The 19,515-nt window shown below is 59.6% G+C and carries 15 protein-coding genes, 1 tRNA gene and 1 pseudogene; 4 read left to right on the top strand and 13 right to left on the bottom strand.

Features of this window, described 5'->3' with window-relative positions; all coding sequences use genetic code 11:
• The first annotated feature begins 109 nt into the window (after positions 1 to 109).
• A complete protein-coding gene (locus AC1RNA_RS07865; protein WP_492950704.1) occupies positions 110 to 514 on the top strand; it encodes an outer membrane protein in 405 nt (134 codons plus the stop codon).
• Between the two features lie 361 nt (positions 515 to 875).
• Complete coding sequence (gene selD, locus AC1RNA_RS07860; RefSeq protein WP_009337170.1) at positions 876 to 1,925, top strand: selenide, water dikinase SelD; 1,050 nt, start codon at positions 876 to 878, stop codon at positions 1,923 to 1,925.
• A gap of 92 nt (positions 1,926 to 2,017) precedes the next feature.
• Here the strand turns inward: selD and AC1RNA_RS07855 are convergent, their stop codons facing one another.
• The 10 genes and pseudogenes from AC1RNA_RS07855 to fdnG form a co-directional block, all read right to left on the bottom strand.
• Positions 2,018 to 2,428, bottom strand: coding sequence for a hypothetical protein (locus AC1RNA_RS07855; RefSeq protein WP_009337171.1), 411 nt, complete (start codon positions 2,426 to 2,428; stop codon positions 2,018 to 2,020).
• A complete protein-coding gene (locus AC1RNA_RS07850; protein WP_048755678.1) occupies positions 2,412 to 2,906 on the bottom strand; it encodes a hypothetical protein in 495 nt (164 codons plus the stop codon). Before AC1RNA_RS07850 ends, AC1RNA_RS07855 begins: the two co-directional genes overlap by 17 nt.
• Positions 2,907 to 2,935: 29 nt before the next feature.
• A tRNA-Sec gene (locus tag AC1RNA_RS07845) sits at positions 2,936 to 3,031 on the bottom strand.
• A gap of 96 nt (positions 3,032 to 3,127) precedes the next feature.
• Positions 3,128 to 5,002, bottom strand: a pseudogene (gene selB / locus AC1RNA_RS07840) (selenocysteine-specific translation elongation factor); the annotation flags it as partial.
• Positions 5,002 to 5,823 carry a tetratricopeptide repeat protein gene (locus tag AC1RNA_RS07835; protein ID WP_492950703.1) on the bottom strand — a complete coding sequence of 274 codons (822 nt, stop codon included), beginning with the start codon at positions 5,821 to 5,823 and terminating at the stop codon, positions 5,002 to 5,004. The pseudogene selB and the gene AC1RNA_RS07835, both read right to left, overlap by 1 nt.
• Positions 5,823 to 7,238 (bottom strand): L-seryl-tRNA(Sec) selenium transferase, encoded by a 1,416-nt coding sequence (gene selA, locus AC1RNA_RS07830; RefSeq protein ID WP_492950702.1) that lies wholly within the window; start codon positions 7,236 to 7,238, stop codon positions 5,823 to 5,825. The genes AC1RNA_RS07835 and selA overlap by 1 nt, the downstream gene beginning before the upstream one ends.
• A 10-nt stretch (positions 7,239 to 7,248) precedes the next feature.
• A complete protein-coding gene (gene fdhE / locus AC1RNA_RS07825; RefSeq protein WP_009337176.1) occupies positions 7,249 to 8,163 on the bottom strand; it encodes a formate dehydrogenase accessory protein FdhE in 915 nt (304 codons plus the stop codon).
• Positions 8,164 to 8,302: 139 nt separating this feature from the next.
• A complete protein-coding gene (locus tag AC1RNA_RS07820; RefSeq protein WP_009337177.1) occupies positions 8,303 to 8,974 on the bottom strand; it encodes a formate dehydrogenase subunit gamma in 672 nt (223 codons plus the stop codon).
• Positions 8,971 to 9,909 (bottom strand): formate dehydrogenase subunit beta, encoded by a 939-nt coding sequence (gene fdxH / locus AC1RNA_RS07815; RefSeq protein WP_009337178.1) that lies wholly within the window; start codon positions 9,907 to 9,909, stop codon positions 8,971 to 8,973. The genes AC1RNA_RS07820 and fdxH overlap by 4 nt, the downstream gene beginning before the upstream one ends.
• A 15-nt stretch (positions 9,910 to 9,924) precedes the next feature.
• On the bottom strand, positions 9,925 to 12,999 hold the full coding sequence (gene fdnG / locus AC1RNA_RS07810; RefSeq protein ID WP_083801608.1) for a formate dehydrogenase-N subunit alpha: 3,075 nt from the start codon (positions 12,997 to 12,999) through the stop codon (positions 9,925 to 9,927).
• Between the two features lie 470 nt (positions 13,000 to 13,469).
• Between fdnG and AC1RNA_RS07805 the strand changes: the two genes are divergently transcribed.
• The gene (locus tag AC1RNA_RS07805) at positions 13,470 to 14,039 is read left to right on the top strand and encodes a TlpA disulfide reductase family protein (protein WP_492950701.1); all 570 of its coding nucleotides are present in this window, start codon (positions 13,470 to 13,472) and stop codon (positions 14,037 to 14,039) included.
• Positions 14,040 to 14,065: 26 nt separating this feature from the next.
• The gene (locus tag AC1RNA_RS07800; protein WP_492950700.1) at positions 14,066 to 15,172 is read left to right on the top strand and encodes a transglutaminase-like domain-containing protein; all 1,107 of its coding nucleotides are present in this window, start codon (positions 14,066 to 14,068) and stop codon (positions 15,170 to 15,172) included.
• An 87-nt stretch (positions 15,173 to 15,259) separates the two neighbouring features.
• Here AC1RNA_RS07800 and AC1RNA_RS07795 read toward each other — a convergent pair whose 3' ends face one another.
• From AC1RNA_RS07795 to AC1RNA_RS07785, 3 genes are all read right to left on the bottom strand, one after another.
• Positions 15,260 to 16,861, bottom strand: a complete 1,602-nt coding sequence (locus AC1RNA_RS07795; RefSeq protein ID WP_492950699.1) for a thiamine pyrophosphate-binding protein — start codon at positions 16,859 to 16,861, stop codon at positions 15,260 to 15,262.
• Positions 16,862 to 16,960: 99 nt separating this feature from the next.
• On the bottom strand, positions 16,961 to 18,169 hold the full coding sequence (gene lhgO, locus AC1RNA_RS07790) for an L-2-hydroxyglutarate oxidase (protein ID WP_492950698.1): 1,209 nt from the start codon (positions 18,167 to 18,169) through the stop codon (positions 16,961 to 16,963).
• Between the two features lie 74 nt (positions 18,170 to 18,243).
• A complete protein-coding gene (locus AC1RNA_RS07785) occupies positions 18,244 to 19,236 on the bottom strand; it encodes an ABC transporter substrate-binding protein (RefSeq protein ID WP_492950697.1) in 993 nt (330 codons plus the stop codon).
• Positions 19,237 to 19,515: the final 279 nt, after the last annotated feature.

Below are 19,515 nucleotides of genomic sequence, written 5' to 3'. Positions count from 1 at the left end.
TGATTAAATCCGACCACGATATACGGCCACTCGGTAGAGGATTTCTCCAGCATCATCCGCACTAAGGAGAATCCAAATTTATTGGCGCAACATACTTGGCGTTTTGAAATTGAGTGCGCGACCCTCGGCTTTTCCTATATCACCCCTGCGGTATGCCAACGATCTTAAGGGCGGCTTTGGCGGCGGCCAGATTGGTTATAATTGGCAACTCGCACCAAGCTGGGTGTGGGGTCTCGAGGCCGATGCCGCAGGCGCAAGCATTAAGTTCGGCGCTGATGATGGCGCCGGGACAAGCGTAGAAACTAAAATTCGGGCATTCGGATCGCTTACCGGTCGTATTGGCTATGCCGTCAACAACGTCTTGATCTACGGCAAAGGCGGTTGGGGTTTGGCGGACAATCGTGTTTCCGCGACGGTCGCAGGCATGCACTTTAATCGACGCGCCTTGTGCCATCACTGGATTTTATGTAGGTGTGAGACATTGCAAAAAACAAACCTGGGCGAGCCAAGTTAATGTTTTTCAAGGAGTTACAGCCGAATTAGTAGCGACTCCCTCTCTCGCTACCACCCTCTCGTGACAATTTTCCAGCATTCAGCTCCTTCGCGACGAACCTCACGTTCGCGGCGAACCTCACGCGCTTTTCCATATTGTGCAACTTCACACACGCACTGCACACGTCGTCGTCCGCGCCGCTGCGAACATGTGGTCTGGAAATTGGCATTACCGTGCCGAAAGTGCCGCTCCGAGCGCATTTGCATCCGGCGGTCGACCGGGCATATGATCTTCAGACGTTTTGTCACTCTCCGCTCCGCGTAGTGCGCGGAATGCAGGTGAGGCTGCCGCTGTGCGGCGCAATCCCAGGAGACCTATGACAATGAATGCCCCCATCGTGCGTCTGACGAGTCTTGCTCATGGTGGCGGATGCGGCTGCAAGCTCGCACCCGCCATGCTGCAGGAATTGCTCGCTAACCAGCCCGCCGCTGCACCGTTCCGTCAACTGCTGGTCGGTGTCGAAACCGGCGACGACGCCGCGGTATGGAAAGTCGACGACTCCACCTGTGTGGTTGCCACCACGGATTTCTTCATGCCGGTCGTGGATGATCCCTTTGACTTTGGCCGGATTGCCGCGACCAACGCGATCTCCGACATTTACGCCATGGGCGCGAAGCCGATCATGGCGCTCGCGATCCTCGGCATGCCACTCAACAAGATCACGGTCGATGACGTACGCAAGATCATCGCGGGCGGCAACGCCGTCTGTGCGACAGCTGGAATTCCCGTCGCGGGCGGCCACTCGATCGACGCGCCGGAGCCGATTTACGGTCTTGCCGTCATCGGTCTCTGCCGCCCCGATCAGGTACGCCGCAACGCCGACGCCAAACCTGGTGATGCGCTGATCCTGACCAAGGCCATTGGTGTCGGCATTTATTCCGCCGCTATTAAGAAGGCCGAACTCTCCGGTCAGGGTTATGCCGAAATGGTTGCTTCAACCACACAGCTTAATCGCATTGGCGGCGAGCTTGCCGACGACAAGACCGTTCATGCCATCACCGACGTCACAGGTTTCGGCCTGCTCGGCCACGCGCTGGAGCTTGCACGCGGCTCGAAACTCACCGTCACGCTGAAGGCCGGCGACGTGCCGCTGTTCACGCAAGCCGCACATCTTGCGCAGCAGGGTTACGTCACCGGCGCATCCACGCGAAATTGGGCAAGCTATGGCGATGCAATCCGCTTGCCCGAAGGTCTGCCCGACTGGCAGCGCAACCTGCTGGTCGATCCGCAGACGTCGGGTGGACTGCTGATCTCTTGCGCCGCCGATCGGGCGCAAGAAATCCTCACAACGATTCAGCGTGCGGGATATGATGCCGCGCGGATCGTCGGCCACACCGAAGCGGGCCCCGCCGAGGTGCGCGTCATAGCGTAAATCGCGGCATCTCCGGGCCGATCCACGCAGTCGTCTTGCAAAAACAAATGGATTGCCGGGTCAAGCCCGGCAATGACGGATCGATCCATCCGTCAATTCGCCGTCGCAGGCTCGACCTTCATGCGGCGGCCCCAATTATCGAAGAAGTGCCCTTCATTGACCACCATGCGGTCCTCATTGACGCGATCCTCCAGCGCGCGCAGCTCCTCTGCCGCGCGGCGATCCTCGATTGGGCCTCCATCTTCGTCACTGACCGGCATGATCAGAACGCCGTCCCACGCGACACCAGCGCCTCGCATCAGCATGCTGAACTGATGCCAGTCAAGTTCATCCCCGATCATATGCGTAAATGTCGAGCGCAACGGCAACACGCTGAGATTTGCCGTCGAAACCAGCAGGATCAGTGCGGTGAAGCCATTCCTGCGCCGATATTCCTTGACGATCCAGTCGTCGAACAAGGCATCGTCGAGCTTCTCCCGGTGCCCCCTAGCAGATTTCGACAAGCGGCAGCTCCACGATTTCTCGCTCAAGCACGCTGAGGAAGGGGCCATTGCGTGCCTTGCCGAACCAATTCTCGAACTCGCTCAACTGCTTTCCGATGTCGGCCGGCTTCTCTTCCGGCTTCGCATCGTCGCTCGCTTCATCTCCGGTCCCGGCCTGTTTCATTTGCCAGCAGGCACGAATGACCGGCTGGAATTTCTCCAGCGATTCCTGTTGGGATTCGTTTTCCGCCGACCAGCCGACCTCCCGCAGGAAGGCCGCCGAGCCTCTGACGACAGCATCATCCTCGGTCTCGCAATCCTGAATCGCCGCGACGACCGTCCGCATGAGATTTAGCCTGCGAAAACCGAAAGCGCGTTCGTTTGCAAGCTCCTTGAGGCGAACAGCAATTTCGCGGCGATAATTTTCCTCGTTCACGCTCGCCTCGTGCGCGGAGCGCTCGAAATCATCGAGAAATGCGGAAAGCTGCTGCGTCGTCATCGCACACCCAATTTCGGTGAGAGAGGATTTGGCGGAAGAGAATGGGAGTCGAACCCACCAAGAACCGTCTCGCGGCCCTTCCCGGATTTGAAGTCCGGACGCCCCACCGGGAACGATGCTCTTCCGTTAAGGTCTATCTTCGCAACCTTTGCTGACGCTGGCAATTCATCAGACGATCTGCCGAAAAGGTCAAGCCGGTACTTATTGACGCGGCGTAAATCGCCATGACGAATGGTGACTCCGTGCCGGTCGAAGAATTCGAGAATCTGTATTGCAACCTTGCGGCCATTGTCGAGGCGATCGCGTAGCTGTGCCGCGGTGAAATAGCCATCTGGCGCTACGGCGGCCACGGACGTCATGATCTGGACAATCTCGGCGACAGTCCCGCGCAGGAAGAAATGATCGTGAGCGACCTCGTCGACCTTGCCCATGCGGCCAATCAACTTGAAAACCCGCCTCACCTCGGGCTCGGAGATGCCCGTAAAACCCGCGATATCCCGCACACGCGGCGGCCGGAAGCGCGCTTCGCCGCCAATATAAGGGGCGACCTTGGCCCACACCGCCTCATCGGCCGACGACAATCGCACCTCATGACCCGGCAGGCGAACCCATGCGCCATCGAGTGCCACCTCCTTGTTGCGCGCGAGTCCCTGCAATAATGCGACGAAGACTGGCGTCGCGAGCCGTGGCTCGAGTTGCAGCCGCAACCGTTCAAGCCCCATGCCGGGGAGGTTGGGATGGTCCGCGTGAAAAGCCGTGAGCGTCGCGTTGATCGCATTCTTCAGGCGAAGCCATGCCGCCGGCGCGATCACATACTCTGCTTTCGGAGTTGGCAGCCGCAGCAGGCTGAGGCGCTGGATCATCGCCTCGCGCTCGCTTGCCGACAGCGCATGGTCGCGCACGAAAGCGGTGAAATCGATATAGCCGGTGACCGCGAGCATCGCCCACAGACTTTTATCGGCGTCGGCAATCGCTCCCGCTTCGAGCTGGGCGATCCGCTCCGGTGTCCGCCGCTTGCGCGCGGGGGCGCGTAAATCCACGAGAACGCCACCGCCGATGGTGCGTTGTGCCGTGGTGTCGCGAAGCACGAACCGGTCTCCCGCCACAGCAGCAATCGGCTGATCCATCACGAGTTGGACAAAAGCTTCACCGCCCGGCGGCACCGGATCGTCGCCCAGCAGCACCACCCGCGCACCAATCTCGGACGCTGCGTGATGCAGCCGTACCGGCATCCATTGGGTGACAGACCGCGTTTCCGAGGAAAGCACCTGCAATTTCGCATCGATCCGATTGGCCGGCGCATGCAATACGGGATCGAGCACGACGTCGCCGCGACTGATCGCATCCTTACTGATCTGATCGCCCGCAAGATTGAGCGCACAGCGATCCCCCGCCTGCCCATGCTCCGCAGTACGATTTTGCACATGAATGGCACGCACACGCGCCATTCGCCCCGACGGGCTGATGACGACCTGATCTCCTACCGTAACGCTGCCAGAGAGCACGGTCCCCGTCACCACGGTGCCCGTGCCAGACAATGTGAATGAACGGTCAACTGCGAGACGGAAACGTCCCTGCGCCGAGCGGCCGGACCACGCTGTCGCCGCCGCGAAAAGGTGCGCGCGCAATTCCGCGACACCTGCCCCCGTCGCGCTGGATACCGCAAACATCGGCGCATCGTGCAGCGCCGTTGGCGCCAGCAAATTCGAAATCTCAACCCGAGCCTCCGCGAGGCGCTCGGCGTCCAGCATATCCGACTTCGTAATCGCGACGGCACCAGCGTGGATGCCGAGTAGATTGACGATCGCAAGATGCTCGATGGTCTGCGGCATGACGCCGTCGTCGGCAGCGATCACCAGGAGAACGAAATCGATTCCGGTCGCGCCTGCGAGCATGTTGTGAACAAAACGCTCATGCCCCGGCACGTCGACGAAACCGAGAATGCCGCCCTCCGGCATCGCCAGATAGGCAAAGCCGAGGTCGACAGAGATGCCGCGCGCCTTCTCCTCCTTCAGGCGATCGGTATCGACGCCGGTCAGCGCTCGCACCAGCGAGGTCTTGCCATGGTCGATATGTCCTGCGGTGCCGACAATCATTATGCAGGCTCCGGCAATGGGAGATTCGCAAGCTTTTTGGCGCGTTCGATCTCCGCAACCGACAATGCCGCGAATGTCGGATGAATGAACGGTTCCGCAAGCGGGCTCGCGCCGGCCTGCGCCCGCAGCAGCCACATCAACGCCGCGACGCCGTCACGCGGCACCCCCGCGCCGAGTTGATAGGCCGCGCCGAGCATCGCCTGCGCATCGGCATCGCCGAGCGCCGCCGCCTTGTCCCACCAGCGCGCGGCTGCGGCAGCATCACGTTCGACGCCAAGCGCGTTGTGATACATCATGCCGAGCCGCGTCATTGCGGGCACGATGCCCTGCGCGGCTGCAGCTTCCGCCCAGCGCTTCGCATCCGAAATGTCGCCGGGGATCATCTCGCCCTCGACCAGCATCCACGACAGCATGTCTTGCGCGGGCCCGTCACCTGCTTCCGCTGCCATCCGGTAGAGTTCGGCGGCCCGGACCGCATTGGCCTGGACGCCTTCACCCTTAAAGTAGATTTCCGCAAGGTTGCGTTGGCCGACCGGATCGCCGCCTTCGGCCGCAAGCGTCAGCCATCGCAAGGCGAGCGCGCTGTCGCGATCGACCCCAAGCCCGTCGCTGAAACACTTGCCGATATTGTTCTGGGCGCGCGCAACACCTTGATGCGCCAACGGCCCCCAAATCGCCAGTGCGGATTCGTAATCATTTGCCTCAGCGGCTTCATAGGCCAGCGCCATCCGTTCGGCGACCAGCGCTTCGCCCGCAGCTTCGCCCGGCGCATCCGCCCCGCGCTGTTGACGCAAATCCTCAAAGAATTTGCGCAGGCCCATCAGCGCCGCTCCTCTACATGTAACGTCGCAAGATTACGCACGAACGCTGCCTCATCTTCGAGGCAGCGGAGATCCAGCACGAGAGCATCATTCTCGACGCGGCCGATGACCGGCTGGTCCAGCGTGCGGAGCGCAGCCGCCAGCGCCGTCAGCGCGCGACCTTTTCCACGTGTTGCTGTCGCGCTTAGCGCAATTCCCGCGCTTGGAATTACCTCGGACGGCAATGATCCCGAGCCGATTTGGCTTGCGCAGGCAATCACGACAGCGGTGAAGTGCGAACCGGCGGCGGCTGCGACGGCAGGCCTGAGGCGCGCTGCCGCGGCTTCGATGTCGGCAAGCGGGCGCGCCATCATGCGCAATGTCGGCAACCGTTCGGCCAGACGATCCGGGTCGCGATAGAGCCGCAACGTCGCCTCGATCGCCGCAAGACGAATCTTGTCGATACGCAGCGCACGCTTCATTGGATTGCGGTTCAGCCGCGCAATCAATTCCCGCTTACCGACGATGAACCCGGCCTGCGGGCCGCCAAGCAGCTTATCGCCAGAAAATGTCACGAGGTCCGCGCCCTCAGCCACAGCCTCCGCTACGGTCTGCTCGTGCGTCAGTCCATAGCGCGCCAGATCGACCAGTGTGCCGGACCCAAGATCGTTCAGGAGCGGTACGTGACTCGCGTGCGCCAATGCCGAGATGGCCTTGCCGGATACCGATTTGGTGAAGCCCTCGATGCGGTAGTTTGACGTGTGCACCTTGAGGATCAGCCCGGTCTTCGGACTGATCGCCGCCGCATAATCCTTTTCATGCGTGCGATTGGTGGTGCCGACTTCAAGCAGCTTGGCGCCAGCGCGCGCCATGATCTCCGGCATGCGGAAGGCGCCGCCGATCTCGATCAACTCACCGCGCGAAACGATCGCCTCTTTACCCTTGGCCAGTGTATTGAGCGCAAGCAGAACGGCGGCGGCATTGTTGTTCACAACCGTTGCATCTTCGGCGCCGGTCAATTCGCACAACAGGCCACGAACCAGGCTGTCGCGCTCGCCGCGCTTGCCCTGTGCAAGATCGAATTCCAACGCCAGAGCTTCGCGCATCGCGACCGTCGCCGCGTCAATCGCCGCTTCCGCAAGAATGGCGCGGCCGAGATTGGTATGCAGCACGGTACCGGTGAGGTTGAACACCGGCCGTGCATTCGGGCGCGCATCCGTCTCAAGCCATAAAACAGCATCGGCGGCGATGGCTTCGGCACTGGCCGCAGGCGCCTCGCCCGCGCCAATTCCGCGCCGCACGGCAGCGGTCGCCTGACGTATCGCTTCCACGGCGCGCGTTCGCCCAAAGCGGGCAACAGCCTGCTGCGCCGACGGCGTTTTCAGAATTTCATCGACGGACGGAATTCGGCTGGGGGTGGAAATTCCTGTATCCATATCGGCCTCCTTAGTAGCCGATCAGAAACGGATTGACGCCACCGCGGCGGAAGCCGAGCTCGCGCACCAGAAGATCAAGCCCAAGCGTCGCGACATCGTCGGCGACCGGATCGAGGCGATCATCCTTCTGGTGATTAAGCACTTTCATATAACCGTGACAGTCATCGCAGGTTTCAGCCTTGATGTTGCCGGCCCCTTCGATTTCCTGAAACAAAATTTTGCGGGTCGAACCGCAGAGCGTGCATTTGGAGCGAACGTAGTTCCAAAGCGTTCCGCAGAGCGAGCAAGAACAATAACGCGCACCCGGCGTATGCGGCGAATTGATCAGCACCGTCGCTGTCGGAGCACCGCCGCAGGACGGGCATGCACCGTCGCCGACCGATTGCAGGCTCTTGGGATCGAGCCGCGCGGCGAGACGAGCAAAATGCACCTGGAGGGCCGCAGCGAGAAAGATGTGTTCGGCGAGTGCTTCGACCGGAATGGCTTCTGCCAGCACATTCTCGACCATGCGCGTGCGCCCGTCGGCATCCGCTTTCGTAACCTTCTCAAGCGCGATACGTGCCTGTGCCGGCATATCGAGGTCGGCCGCCGCAACAAGCAGCCGGTCCAGCGTCGCAGTAAAGGCGGCGTCGGCCGTGAAATGTCCCCGATCGAGCGGCGGCATGGTGTGCTGGCGCGCGCGCTCCAGTGTTTCCAATGCAATGGCGTCCGGCTCCGGCAGTCCCTCCTGAATGGCCGCCTGCACCCGGCACAAACCGGACAGGAACCTCAAATAGGGCGCAAGTTCATGGCCTTCGGCGAGTGAGCTAAAACGCGCCGCGCGGACCGAAAACAACTGGTTTGGGTCGGGGAGCCGCACAAACGGCGGCGTCGGAATATTGCTGACAACAGATGGATCAGGCGCAGTCGAATCGACGCTGGACATCATTTATCCTCACGAACCTCACGGGTCACGTGGTTTCACCAAAACGTGGCGCGAGATATATACCCCGCCTGGCTGAGCACTTCAACACAACCTCCTTAACGACGCCGGCATGCTCATCATGCCGGCGTCGTTTGCACTCTCAGTGCTTTGTTGTCGTGACCAGATCTTTCAGCCACTTGCGATGGTGCCGCCAGGCCCAGCCACCCGTCACCTGACCACGCGTCATCGCTCCGATCGTGCCGCGCACCCAAATGCCCGCATAAACGTGAACGATCCAGACACAGATCGCCACAATCGCAGCCCCCGAATGCACCAGCACAGCAATCCGCCGCTGTTCGATCGTGAAATAGCTCGCGAAATACTCGTCCCAACTGATAAGTCCGGAGACGATCAGAACGAGGATCAGGAGCGACATCGACCAGAACACCACCTTCTGTCCGGCATTGTACTTGCCGACTTCGGGCAACTTGTTCTCGTCGCCAGCCAGCACATCACGCAACCGGCCCAGCCAGACGCTGTCGTTTTTCTTCCAGAGATTGAGCCGGAAGAAACGGAAGAACAACCCCATGAAGCTGAAGAACAGCACCACGCCGATCCACGGGTGGATCGCCCGCGTCAACTGCCCACCACCGAACAGGCCTGTCAGGAAATACAGACTCGGGCTGTACAACGCGAGGCCGGACAAGGCGAGCAGCACGAGGCTGACCGCCGTGATCCAGTGGTTGATGCGCGCACCGACGGTGTAGCGGTCGACGATGACCGGTTTACCGGGATGAACGCTGTCGCCCGTATCGACTTCCAACTCGCTCATGACCGTCCCTCCGTCAATCGCTCGGCGTTCTTCTCATCCTCCTCCGACACCCTGTTGGGGCCGGCGATGGCATGATGCAGGAAGCCGATGGCGGCAAAGGCACCGATGGCGGCGAGACCGGCGTATTTGGTCACGCCCTTCCAGACTTCAACGATCGGACTGATCGATGGGTTGTTCGGCAGGTTGGCATAGATCTGCGGCTTATCGAGATGCTGCAACACGTACATGACGTGCGTGCCACCCACGCCCGGAGGATCGTAGAGGCCGGCATTGGTAAAGCCGCGCGACTTGAGATCCTTGATGCGGTGGTCGGCCCACTGCTTCATCTCGTCCTTGGTGCCGAACACGATCGCCTGTGTCGGGCAGGCCTTCTGGCACGCGGGTCCCTGCCCAACCGCGACGCGGTCGACACAGAGTGTGCACTTGTAGACCTTGGAGTCCGCCTTCGACAGACGTGGGATGTTGAACGGACATCCCTTGATGCAGTAGCCGCAACCGATGCACTTGTCGTGGACGAAATCCACGATGCCGTTGGAGTACTGCACGATGGCGCCAGGCGCCGGGCAAGCCTTGAGGCAGCCCGGATCCTCGCAATGCATGCAGCCGTCCTTGCGGATCAGCCACTCGAGATTGCCGGTTTCGGCATTCTCGTACTCGGTGTAGCGCATCAACGTCCAGGTGTTTTCCGTCAGATCGTGCGGGTTGTCATAGACACCCGTGTTGATACCGACTTCCTCGGTGAGGTTATTCCACTCGAGGCACGCCACCTGGCAGGCCTTGCAGCCGATGCACTTCGATACGTCGATCAGCTTCGCCACCTCCGTCTGCCGCTTGGCAGGCGGAGTGACGGTGGAAGCCGAACGGCGGATCAGATCCTGGTCACCGAACTTCGCGGGAGCCGGATTGGTGGTCGGGTTAGGAACAGGTGTAAACATGTCTTTGCCCTCCCTTTAAGCCACCGGACCCGTGATGGGTTCGATATTGACAAGGAACGCCTTGTATTCCGGCGTCTGCGAATTCGCGTCGCCGATCGCGGACGTGAGCCCGTTGATCGGAGAAGCCTTCTTGGTCTCGCCGATGAAGCCGAAGTTGAGCGGAAGCCCCACTTCGTGCACCGGCTTGCCGTCGATCATGAACGGCTTGAGGCGTTTGGTGACGACCGCCTTGCCCTTGACCTCGCCGCGCTTGGATCGAACCCGGACCATCTGTCCGTGCTTGATCCCCTTCTCCTTCGCGAGTTGCTCGGAGATTTCCACGAAGAACTCGGGCTGCATCACCGCGTTGGCATGCACGCTCTTTGTCCAATAGTGGAAATGCTCAGTGAGGCGATAGGTCGTACCGACGATCGGGAAGTCCTTGGACGTGCCAAGCGCCTCCAGATCGTTCTTGAACGCCCGCGCCACCGGATTGCCCTTGAGTTTCGGGAACACAAGGTTGCCCACCGGCGATTCGAACGGCTCCATATGCACCGGGAACGGACCATCGGCCATCAAGCCACGAACCCAGAGGCGTGACACGCCTTCCGCATTCATGATGAAGGGTCCGACTGCCCGGCTCGGCGGAATGGTCGGCACATAGTCCGGCACATCCGGTCCGGTCCAGCGTTCGCCGTTCCAGTACATGTACTTCTTGGCTTCGCTCCACGGCTTGCCGTCAACGTCAGCAGAAGCACGGTTGTACTGAATGCGGCGGTTGGCCGGCCACGCGAAGCCCCAGCTACCGTACACACCGAGCCCCGAGGGGTCGCTGTTGTCGCGGCGCTGGGCATTGTTGCCGGTCGGACCGTAGACGCCGGTGTAGATCCACATGCAGCCGTCAGTCGAACCATCGTCCCGCATCTCGCCGAACGAAGCGAGGCGCTGGCCGGCGGCACGAACCACCTTGCCGTCTGCATCCTTGAGATCGACAAGAGCCTTACCGTTGAGCTCGGTTAGAAGCTCCTCGACCGTCGGATGGAGCGGATCCTTGTAGCTCCAATCAACCGCGAGGATCGCATCCTTACCCTTGCCGCCATCCTTCTCGTACATCTTGCGCATGCGCACAAAGAGATCCGACAGGATTTCGATATCAGTCCGCGACTCGAAGTACGGATCGGCGGCCTTCCACTTCCACTGGATCACGCGACTCGAGTTGGTGACGCTGCCCTCCTCTTCCGCGAAGGAAGTGACGGGCAACATGAACACCTCGGTCTGGACCTTGGCGGGGTCGATATTATTGAACTCGCCATGATTTTCCCAGAACCGGACGGTATCCGTCTCGATTGGATCCATGCTGACCAGGAACTTCAGCTTCGACAGCGCTTCCCGGCTCTTGTTCGAGTTGGGAATTGCCATCAGCGGATTGAAGCCCTGACAGAGAAGACCGTTGGTCTTACCCTGGTGCATCACATCAAACATCTTGATGCAGTCATAGATGCCGTCGAGCTTCGGCAGGTAGTTGTAGCCGAATTCGTTCTCCTTGGTGGCATTGGCGCCGAACTGCGATTTCAGGAAGCTGACATAGAACTTGCGATAGTTCTGCCAGTAGCTGGTCTGGTTCGGCGTCAGCGGCTTGAAGGTGCGCTTCGCAAGATGCGACTCCAGTGTCGGCTCCTGCTCGGTTGGCAATGCCAGATAGCCCGGAATTGCCGCCGTCAGGGTGCCGACATCGGTGATGCCCTGCACGTTGGAGTGACCGCGCAATGCGTTCACGCCGCCGCCGGGAATACCGATGTTGCCGCACAGAAGCTGGATCATCGCCGCACAGCGGATGTTCTGAGCACCATGGCTGTGCTGCGTCCATCCGAGCGCATACATGATCGTCATCGCGCGTTCGCCATTGGCGGTTGACGAAACCCACTCGGCCACCTTCAGGAACTTGTCCTTTGGCGTGCCCGAGACACGTTCCACCAGCTCCGGCGTATACTGCGCGAAGTGCTTCTTCATGAGTTGGAACACGCAGCGCGGATCCTGCAACGTCATATCGCGTATCGCGAAGCCGTCAGGACCGAACTTGTATTCCCACGTGCTGCGATCATACGAACGCTTCCCCTCGTCGTAACCGGAGAACAGGCCTTCGTTGAACTCGAAATCGTCGCGAACGATGAACGCCGCGTTCGTGTAGTTGCGCACGTACTCTTTATGGATCTTGTCGTTGGTGAGCAGGTAGTTGATCACACCCGACAGGAACGTGATGTCCGATCCGGAACGGATCGGAGCATAGTGATCCGCCATGGCTGCCGACCGGTTGAACCGGGGGTCAACCACCATCAGCTTGGCGCCACGCTCGGCTTTCGCCTCGGTGACCCACTTGAATCCGCAGGGATGTGCTTCCGCTGCGTTACCACCCATAATCCAGACGAGATCAGCGTTCTTGATGTCCGTCCAGGAATTCGTCATTGCACCGCGACCAAATGTGGGGCCCAAACTGGCCACCGTCGGTCCGTGTCAAATTCTCGCCTGGTTTTCGATCTGCAACAGACCAAGGCCACGCGAGACCTTGAACGTCGCCCATCCGCCTTCGTTGGCCACCGAGCTGCCGGCAAGGAACGCGGTCGTCATCCACCGATTGACGGTGATGCCGTCGCGATTCTTCTCGACCCAGTTGGCGTCGCGATCTTCCTTCATCAATTTCGCGATGCGCTCCATCGCGAAATCCCAGCTCACCCGCTCGAAGCCATTGCTGCCGGGCTTGCGGTACATCGGGTACTTCACCCGCGTCTTTGATTTGATGTAATCAAGTGCGCCTGCACCCTTGGGGCAGAGCGTACCGCGATTGACCGGATGATCCACGTCACCCTCGATGTGGGTGACTTCCATTTTGCCTTTTTCTTCCTTGCTCTCAGCAGAGAAGATCAGCATTCCGCAGCAAACCGCACAGTACGGACACTGGCTGCGAACTTCCTTGGTCTGCGCAAGCTTGAAAGGCCGGATTGAGAGTGCATGGGCCGCTTCGATTTCACCAAATCCAAGAGCGCCAAGACTTGTTCCGACCAAACCCGCGCCGGCCCCGAGCATAAACGAGCGCCGCGAGAGTTCCATGTTCATGGAACGTTTCCTCCGAGTTGGCCCCCGCCGGGGGACTGCCGACTTTAGAGTTAGTCAAAATAAAAGCTATGCTCAGTTCAAGTTACTGTCAAAGCTACGTTTTTGTCGCAGTTCATCTGACATTTGCGCGCATCACTGGCTTTCCTGCCTTGCTGCAAAGCGGCATCTCTTTGCGCCTGTTCATTTATCCATGCAGATGAAATGCACATTTAAAGCGCGCTCAGTGACAACAAACTCGCGTGAAGTCATTTCGTCGCAGCACAACGCTTGACGACAGACTCAACGAGTCGCAAAAGAAATGCGTGGCGACACAGGCTGCTCCCGCGGGTCGGGACTTTCGAATCGGATGGTACAGACGCGATATATTCGCGAATCGCGGAGCCGCATTCCGCAAGTATGCGATATATTCAAGCCACTCTACGATATATCCGATACGTCGTCCCCTCATCTTCCAATCCCTCAGCAGATTCTTGGCCGTATTCCTTGGCGCCGCCTATGTGCTGGTCTGCCTTGCCACGTCCGCCGTGGCCGGCCCCTTAGAGACACCGCAAAGCTCTCCTCCAGCCACGCTAAGAAATTGGTCCGGGCCAGAGAAACCACTGTTTTTACTGGACGATCTGCATGGCAATCCGCGCGATCTGCGCGCCTTCGCTGGAAAAGTCGTCCTGGTGCATTTCTTCGCAACATGGTGTGAGCCATGTGTGAGCGAAATGACGTCGCTGCAGCGGCTGGCCACGGCGACTCGCGGAAAGCCGCTCGTCATCACCGCCGTCGACGTCGCCGAAGTTGATCTTCGTGTTCGGGCGTTCTTCGAAAAACGTCCTGTCGACTTCGCCGTCCTGCTCGACCGCGATCGCGCCGTCAGCAAATCCTGGGATGTCACTGCGCTGCCGACCACGTTCGTGCTCGACTCCAATCTCACACCACGGTTCTTCATCGAAGGCGATCTTGACTGGTCGCGCTCCGATGTTCTGACCGCGCTTGAATCTCTCTATCCCGCTGCGGATCGACCGCAACGCGCAACAGCCAACCGCAAATAACCCGAGCATTCCAAGAGGAGGAGAATATGCAACGGCGAGAATTCCTGAAGGCTACGGCAGCACTGTCATTTGCAACCATACTGCCTGGCACAGCCCGCTCAGAGGTCGTATTCGCACCGCAGCCAGGCGCATGGCGGAGCGTCGATCTTGTCACCAAGATCGAGATCGACAGACCGACAGGCAAAATGCAGGCATGGATACCCCTCCCCTCCGTTAACGAGAGCGCGTGGATGCGGCCCGGCGAATCCACATGGAGCAGCAACGCTGCCAGCGTCACGCGCGTGCGTGATGCGAAATACGGCGCCGAGATGCTGCATGCGATTTGGAAAGACGACGAATTCATGCCGTCAATCGAGGTCACCAGCCGCGTCGCGATGCGCGACCGCGCAATCGATCTCAGCAAGCCCGGCAACGCCGCGTCGCTCAGCGATGCCGAACGCAAGCTGAACCTGGAAGGCACCGAACTCATTCCGATCGACGGCATCGTCAAGCAGACTTCGGACAAGATCGTGACGACCGCCAACGCCAAGACCGATCTCGAGAAAGCCCGCGCGATCTACGAGTGGGTCGTCGAGAACACCGTCCGCGTCGCATCCACGCGTGGCTGCGGCGTCGGCGATGTCGCAGCAATGCTCAAGAGCGGCAATCTCGGCGGCAAATGCGCCGATCTCAACGCACTTTATGTCGGGCTGGCACGCGCAGCCGGGGTGCCGGCGCGCGATGTCTACGGCGTTCGCGTCATCCCTTCACAATTCGGCTACAAGAGCCTCGGCGCCGGATCGGCCAACGTGACCAAGGCACAGCATTGCCGTGCCGAGGTTTTCCTCGAAGGCTTTGGCTGGGTTCCGGTCGATCCCGCCGATGTCCGCAAGGTGATGCTTGAAGAACCGCCGACAAATCTCGCACTTACCGATCCGAAGGTCGTCGCGGCACGCAAGACGCTGTTCGGAGCATGGGAAGGCAACTGGGTTGCTTACAACACCGCGCATGACCTCGCGCTACCGGGGAGTAAGCATCCCAAACTGGGCTTCCTGATGTATCCGCAGGCAGAACGTGCGTCGCTTCTGCTCGACTGCCTCGATCCGGACAGCTTCAGATACACCCTGATGGTGAAGGAAGTGAAGGCGAGCTAGACGCGCTTGACCGTGCGCATTACGCCAAAATAATCCCGGCAATGGCGACGGCCACCGCCATTGCCGGCTTAGCCCAACTCGATGAGATCAATGCCCGGCGGGCGCCGGCGCGCCATCGATCATCACATTGACGCAGGCCACCTTGCCACTCGCCACCGCGCGCGACAAAGCCGCATCGAGCTCGTCCAGACGAGTGACATACTCACCATGGCCACCCATCGCCTCTGTTGCCAGGTCGTAACGCGCGCCGCTTAGTTGGCAACCGATCAATCGATTGGGGCCATATTCTCGCAATTGAATCTGATGCTCGGCATTCCAGCGCATGTCATTGCCGACGACGATCACGTACGAGGCACTATGGCGTGCAGCGGTTTCCACCTCCGCGAAATGGAAACCAACCGTTCCGTCTCCCATCATGGCAAATACCTTATGACCGGGCTTCGCCAGCGCCGCCGCCAGTCCGTAGCATAACCCGCCACCGATCACGCCGGAAACGCCGTTGATAATCCGATGGTCGGCTGCGGTGAGAGCCTGCGCCCATTGCCCGATTTCTCCGCCATCGCAAACAGCTACGGAATTCGAAGCTAACTTGATCTGACGTTGCACGGCCTCGCACAATTGTGCGGACGTAATCGTCTCCCCTCCCGCGCCGGCTACGGAATTGCGTGTTGCCAAACGCTCCGCGGCCTGCGAGCGCCACTTGGCATGATCCTGCGCATGTGACGCCTTGCCAAGCTCGATCAACTGCATGGCTGCATCAACAGGGGTGGCAGCGGCAGTCATCTTCAGCCGAGAGCCGAGATTCAGATGAGCGCGATCGAATTCACCATTCTCGGCATCGACAACGATCCAGCCCGCATTCGCGTCGAATGAGTTGGCGCCGCCGAACGCCAGCGTAAAGTCGACCCTCTTTCCGAGACTGACGATCAGGTCGGCCTGTGCCAGTACTTTGCCGATTTCGCCCAGGGAAGGATCCCTCAACCCCCGTGGACTTTCCATCACGATCACTGGCACATCGAGCGCTGCCGCCAGACGTTCGGTCAAATTCCCATTGCGCGTACGGTTCAGCGCCGGGCCACAAACCAGAACCGGCCGTTGCGCGGTGGCGATAGCTTGCGCGATACGCTTCGCATCTCCATTGCCGAGCCATTGCGGCACGCGCTCGAAAGCAGACGGCGCCGCTGTCGCCCCCGCATCCGCTTCGAGCACATCGAAAGCCAAAGCGACATGAACCGGGCCGGGGCGGCCCGAGCGCGCGGTGCGTATCGCACGCGCCGTCTCATGCCCAAGATCGGAAGCCTTCGTCGGGCGCACCGACAACTTGGTCAATGGTGCCGTCACTGCACATTGACTCATCTCCTGAAATGCTCCGCGTCCATCCTGCGCGACAGGCGAGTCACCACTCAACAACAGGACAGGCGTTTCGGATTCACCGGCCGAGAACAGCGGCCCAACCGCATTCCCCAATCCACCACCCGCGGTCACCAGCGCCACACCGACCTCTCCGGTCAGTTGCGCGTGAGCTTCCGCCATGAAGACAGCAGCGGCTTCGTGCCGCGTGTGGACGATCTCGATGCCAAGTTCGAAGCAGGCATCGTAGACCGGCATGATCTGATTTCCCGACAGGGAAAAAATCCGGCTCGTCCCGGCCGCTTTGAGCGTTTGTGCAAGAAGATCCGCGCCGCGCATCACAAAGTCCCTTTCATGATTTTTCTTGTACGAGTCGAGAACTCGATCGTGTTCTTGACAGTGTTCAGATTATGGACTGCAACCCCTGCCCTGTGATTGCTATGCGGAGGCACCGATCGCCTGATCAAGCTGATCAACGATCTTTCTCGCAATAGGAATAGCCGATGTCGCCGCTGGCGACGGAGCGTTGCAGACATGCACTTGACGGCTGGTGTTCAGAAACAGGAAATCCTGCAGCAACGAGCCATCAGCCATGACGGCCTGCGCCCGAATTCCTGCCCCAGGCTGCCCCATGTCCGCGAGCGTCAGCCCTGGACAGTACTTTCTGCACAGGTCCAAATAGCGTCGTCGCGAAATGGAATTTCCGAACTCGCTCAGCGCCGCACGAGAGTGCTGCAAGATCAACTTCCAAAACCCGCCGAAGCTTGCCATGCTGAAGATGTCGGGCAGGTTCATGCTTCCCTTGTCATAACCCTCGCGATGAAATCCCAGCACTGCATTCGGTCCGATGGTAATGCGGCCATCGATCATCCGGGTCAGATGAATTCCGAGAAATTGCAGATCGGGATCCGGAACGGGATAGATCAGATGCTTGACGATCGACGAGCGCGACGGCGGAAGCGTGAAATACTCCCCTCGAAACGGCACGATCCGATGCGTTGGCTTGAGGCCACCCATCCGTGCGATGCGATCCGATTGCAAGCCAGCACAGGCGACCAGCCGATTCGCCGTCAATCGCTCTCCGCTGTCGAGCATGACGGAGACAACTCGCTCGCTCTCCTCGATTTGCGTGACAGCAGTTCCGGTCACAACTCGCGCACCATTTTGACGGAGTTCTTCCGCCATCGCCGCGCAGATCTGGCGGTAATCGACAATACCGGTCGTATGCACGAGAATGGCGCCGTCGCCGGTAATGTTCGGCTCAAGCTGCCGGAGGCGCGTGGCTGAGATTTCTTCGATCGAAATGTTGTTCTGCTCAGCACGGCCGATCAAGGCCTGCATCCTCTCCATTTCGATGGCATCGGTCGCGACGATCAGCTTGCCGCACGTCTCGAAAGGAATGTTACGCGCGGCGCAAAATTCCTTGGTCGCCATCTCCCCTTCGCGGCAAAGCTGAGCCTTCAGCGACCCCGGCGCGTAATAAATGCCTGCGTGGATGACGCCGCTATTGTGGCCCGTCTGGTGAAACGCGAAGCCGTTTTCCTTTTCGACCAGCACGACCCGCGCCTTGGAATCCCTGCGCATGATTTCGGTTGCGGTGGCAAGCCCGACAATGCCGCCGCCGATGACGCAATTGGTATAGGACATCCAGCCAAATCCGACGTTTCTGCAACTTCAAGGACTAGGCGCCGCATCGCCATGACGATGCGGCGCTCCGGAAATCAAGATCCGTTAAGATCGTAGATTGCGGGGAAATAAACGTCCTTCCAGTTGGTGGTCGTTCGCTCGACCAATCCCACCTTGTTCATGTGCTTCAGGAAGGTGAGCGTGTTTTGGGGTGCTGCATCCCAAATCATTTTCGGATTCTTCAGAATCGCGAGGGCATCGTCCATGCTGAACTTCTTGACATCCATCTCGATCCAGACTTTCGCAGCATAGTTGATGTCCGAACGGATCATGCCCTGCGCTTCCTTCAGCGCATCGACGAAAGCCTTCAGCAGTTTGGGATTTTGCTGAATGAAGCGATCGGTCGCATAGGCCACCGCGATCGGATAAGGCCCGCCGACGGCATCGTAGCTGTTCAGCACCACATGAACCCGTGGGTCTCTCAGCTCGATATCCTGGAATGGCGACTGGCCAAAGTGCGCGTCGATGCTGCCGCCGAGCATAGCCGCCATTGCATCGCCGTGCCCCATGGAGATCGTATAAGGATCGACGGAAAACGCCTTGGCTTCGCCCATCTGCTTGATGGCTGCCATCTGGATCATGACCGCCTGGTTTGAAATCTTGACGGCAGGCAGCGCGATCTTGTCAACCGAGGAGAAATCGGCCAGCGTTTTCACCTTGGGATTTGTCGTCACAAGAAACTGCGGATGCGAAGAGATCGAGGCAATCCCCTTCACTTTGTAATTGTTCTGGGTCTTCGACCAGATGGTTAGCAGCGGCGGAATGCCGCCCGTCGCGATATCGAGATTGCCGGAGAGAAGCGCCTCGTTCATCGCCGCACCGCCGGTGAATTTCAGCCATTCCGTCGTGATGTCGACGCCAGCTCTTTTCGCATATTTCTCAAACAGCTTCTCGTGCTCCATCACCATCAGCGGCAGATAGCCAACGCCCGGCTGCTTGGCGATGCGCACGTTAACGGGCGCAGCAAAGGCAGGCGCCGCCATGAGAGAGACAAGACCTGCAGCAAATATCTGACGGATCCATTTCATGATATCGCGACCTCACTTTTGATGATTGGTTCTCGACCAAACTGTTCACTTACGGATTGCGCGTGACTGAAAATCCTTATCCAGCGGCCAAAATCGCAGCCTCCGCTTCGCGAAGCTGCAACCATTTTGGGAGGGTTTGGAAAAGAGAAGATGTCGCAGGACCACGTCCTGCATGACGAGCAGCATCTTGTCACTGCACCCTCCCCAGGTTTCGACACAGTTCTTTGCGGAATCTGCGCCACGTTCTGAGCTTTTCTTTTGCACGATTCACGCGGATTG

It is taken from the genome of Afipia sp. GW821-FHT14H12 (genome assembly GCF_058803465.1).
The sequence above is the reverse complement of the archived record's forward strand: the minus strand, read 5'-3'. Positions and strand labels throughout refer to the sequence as shown.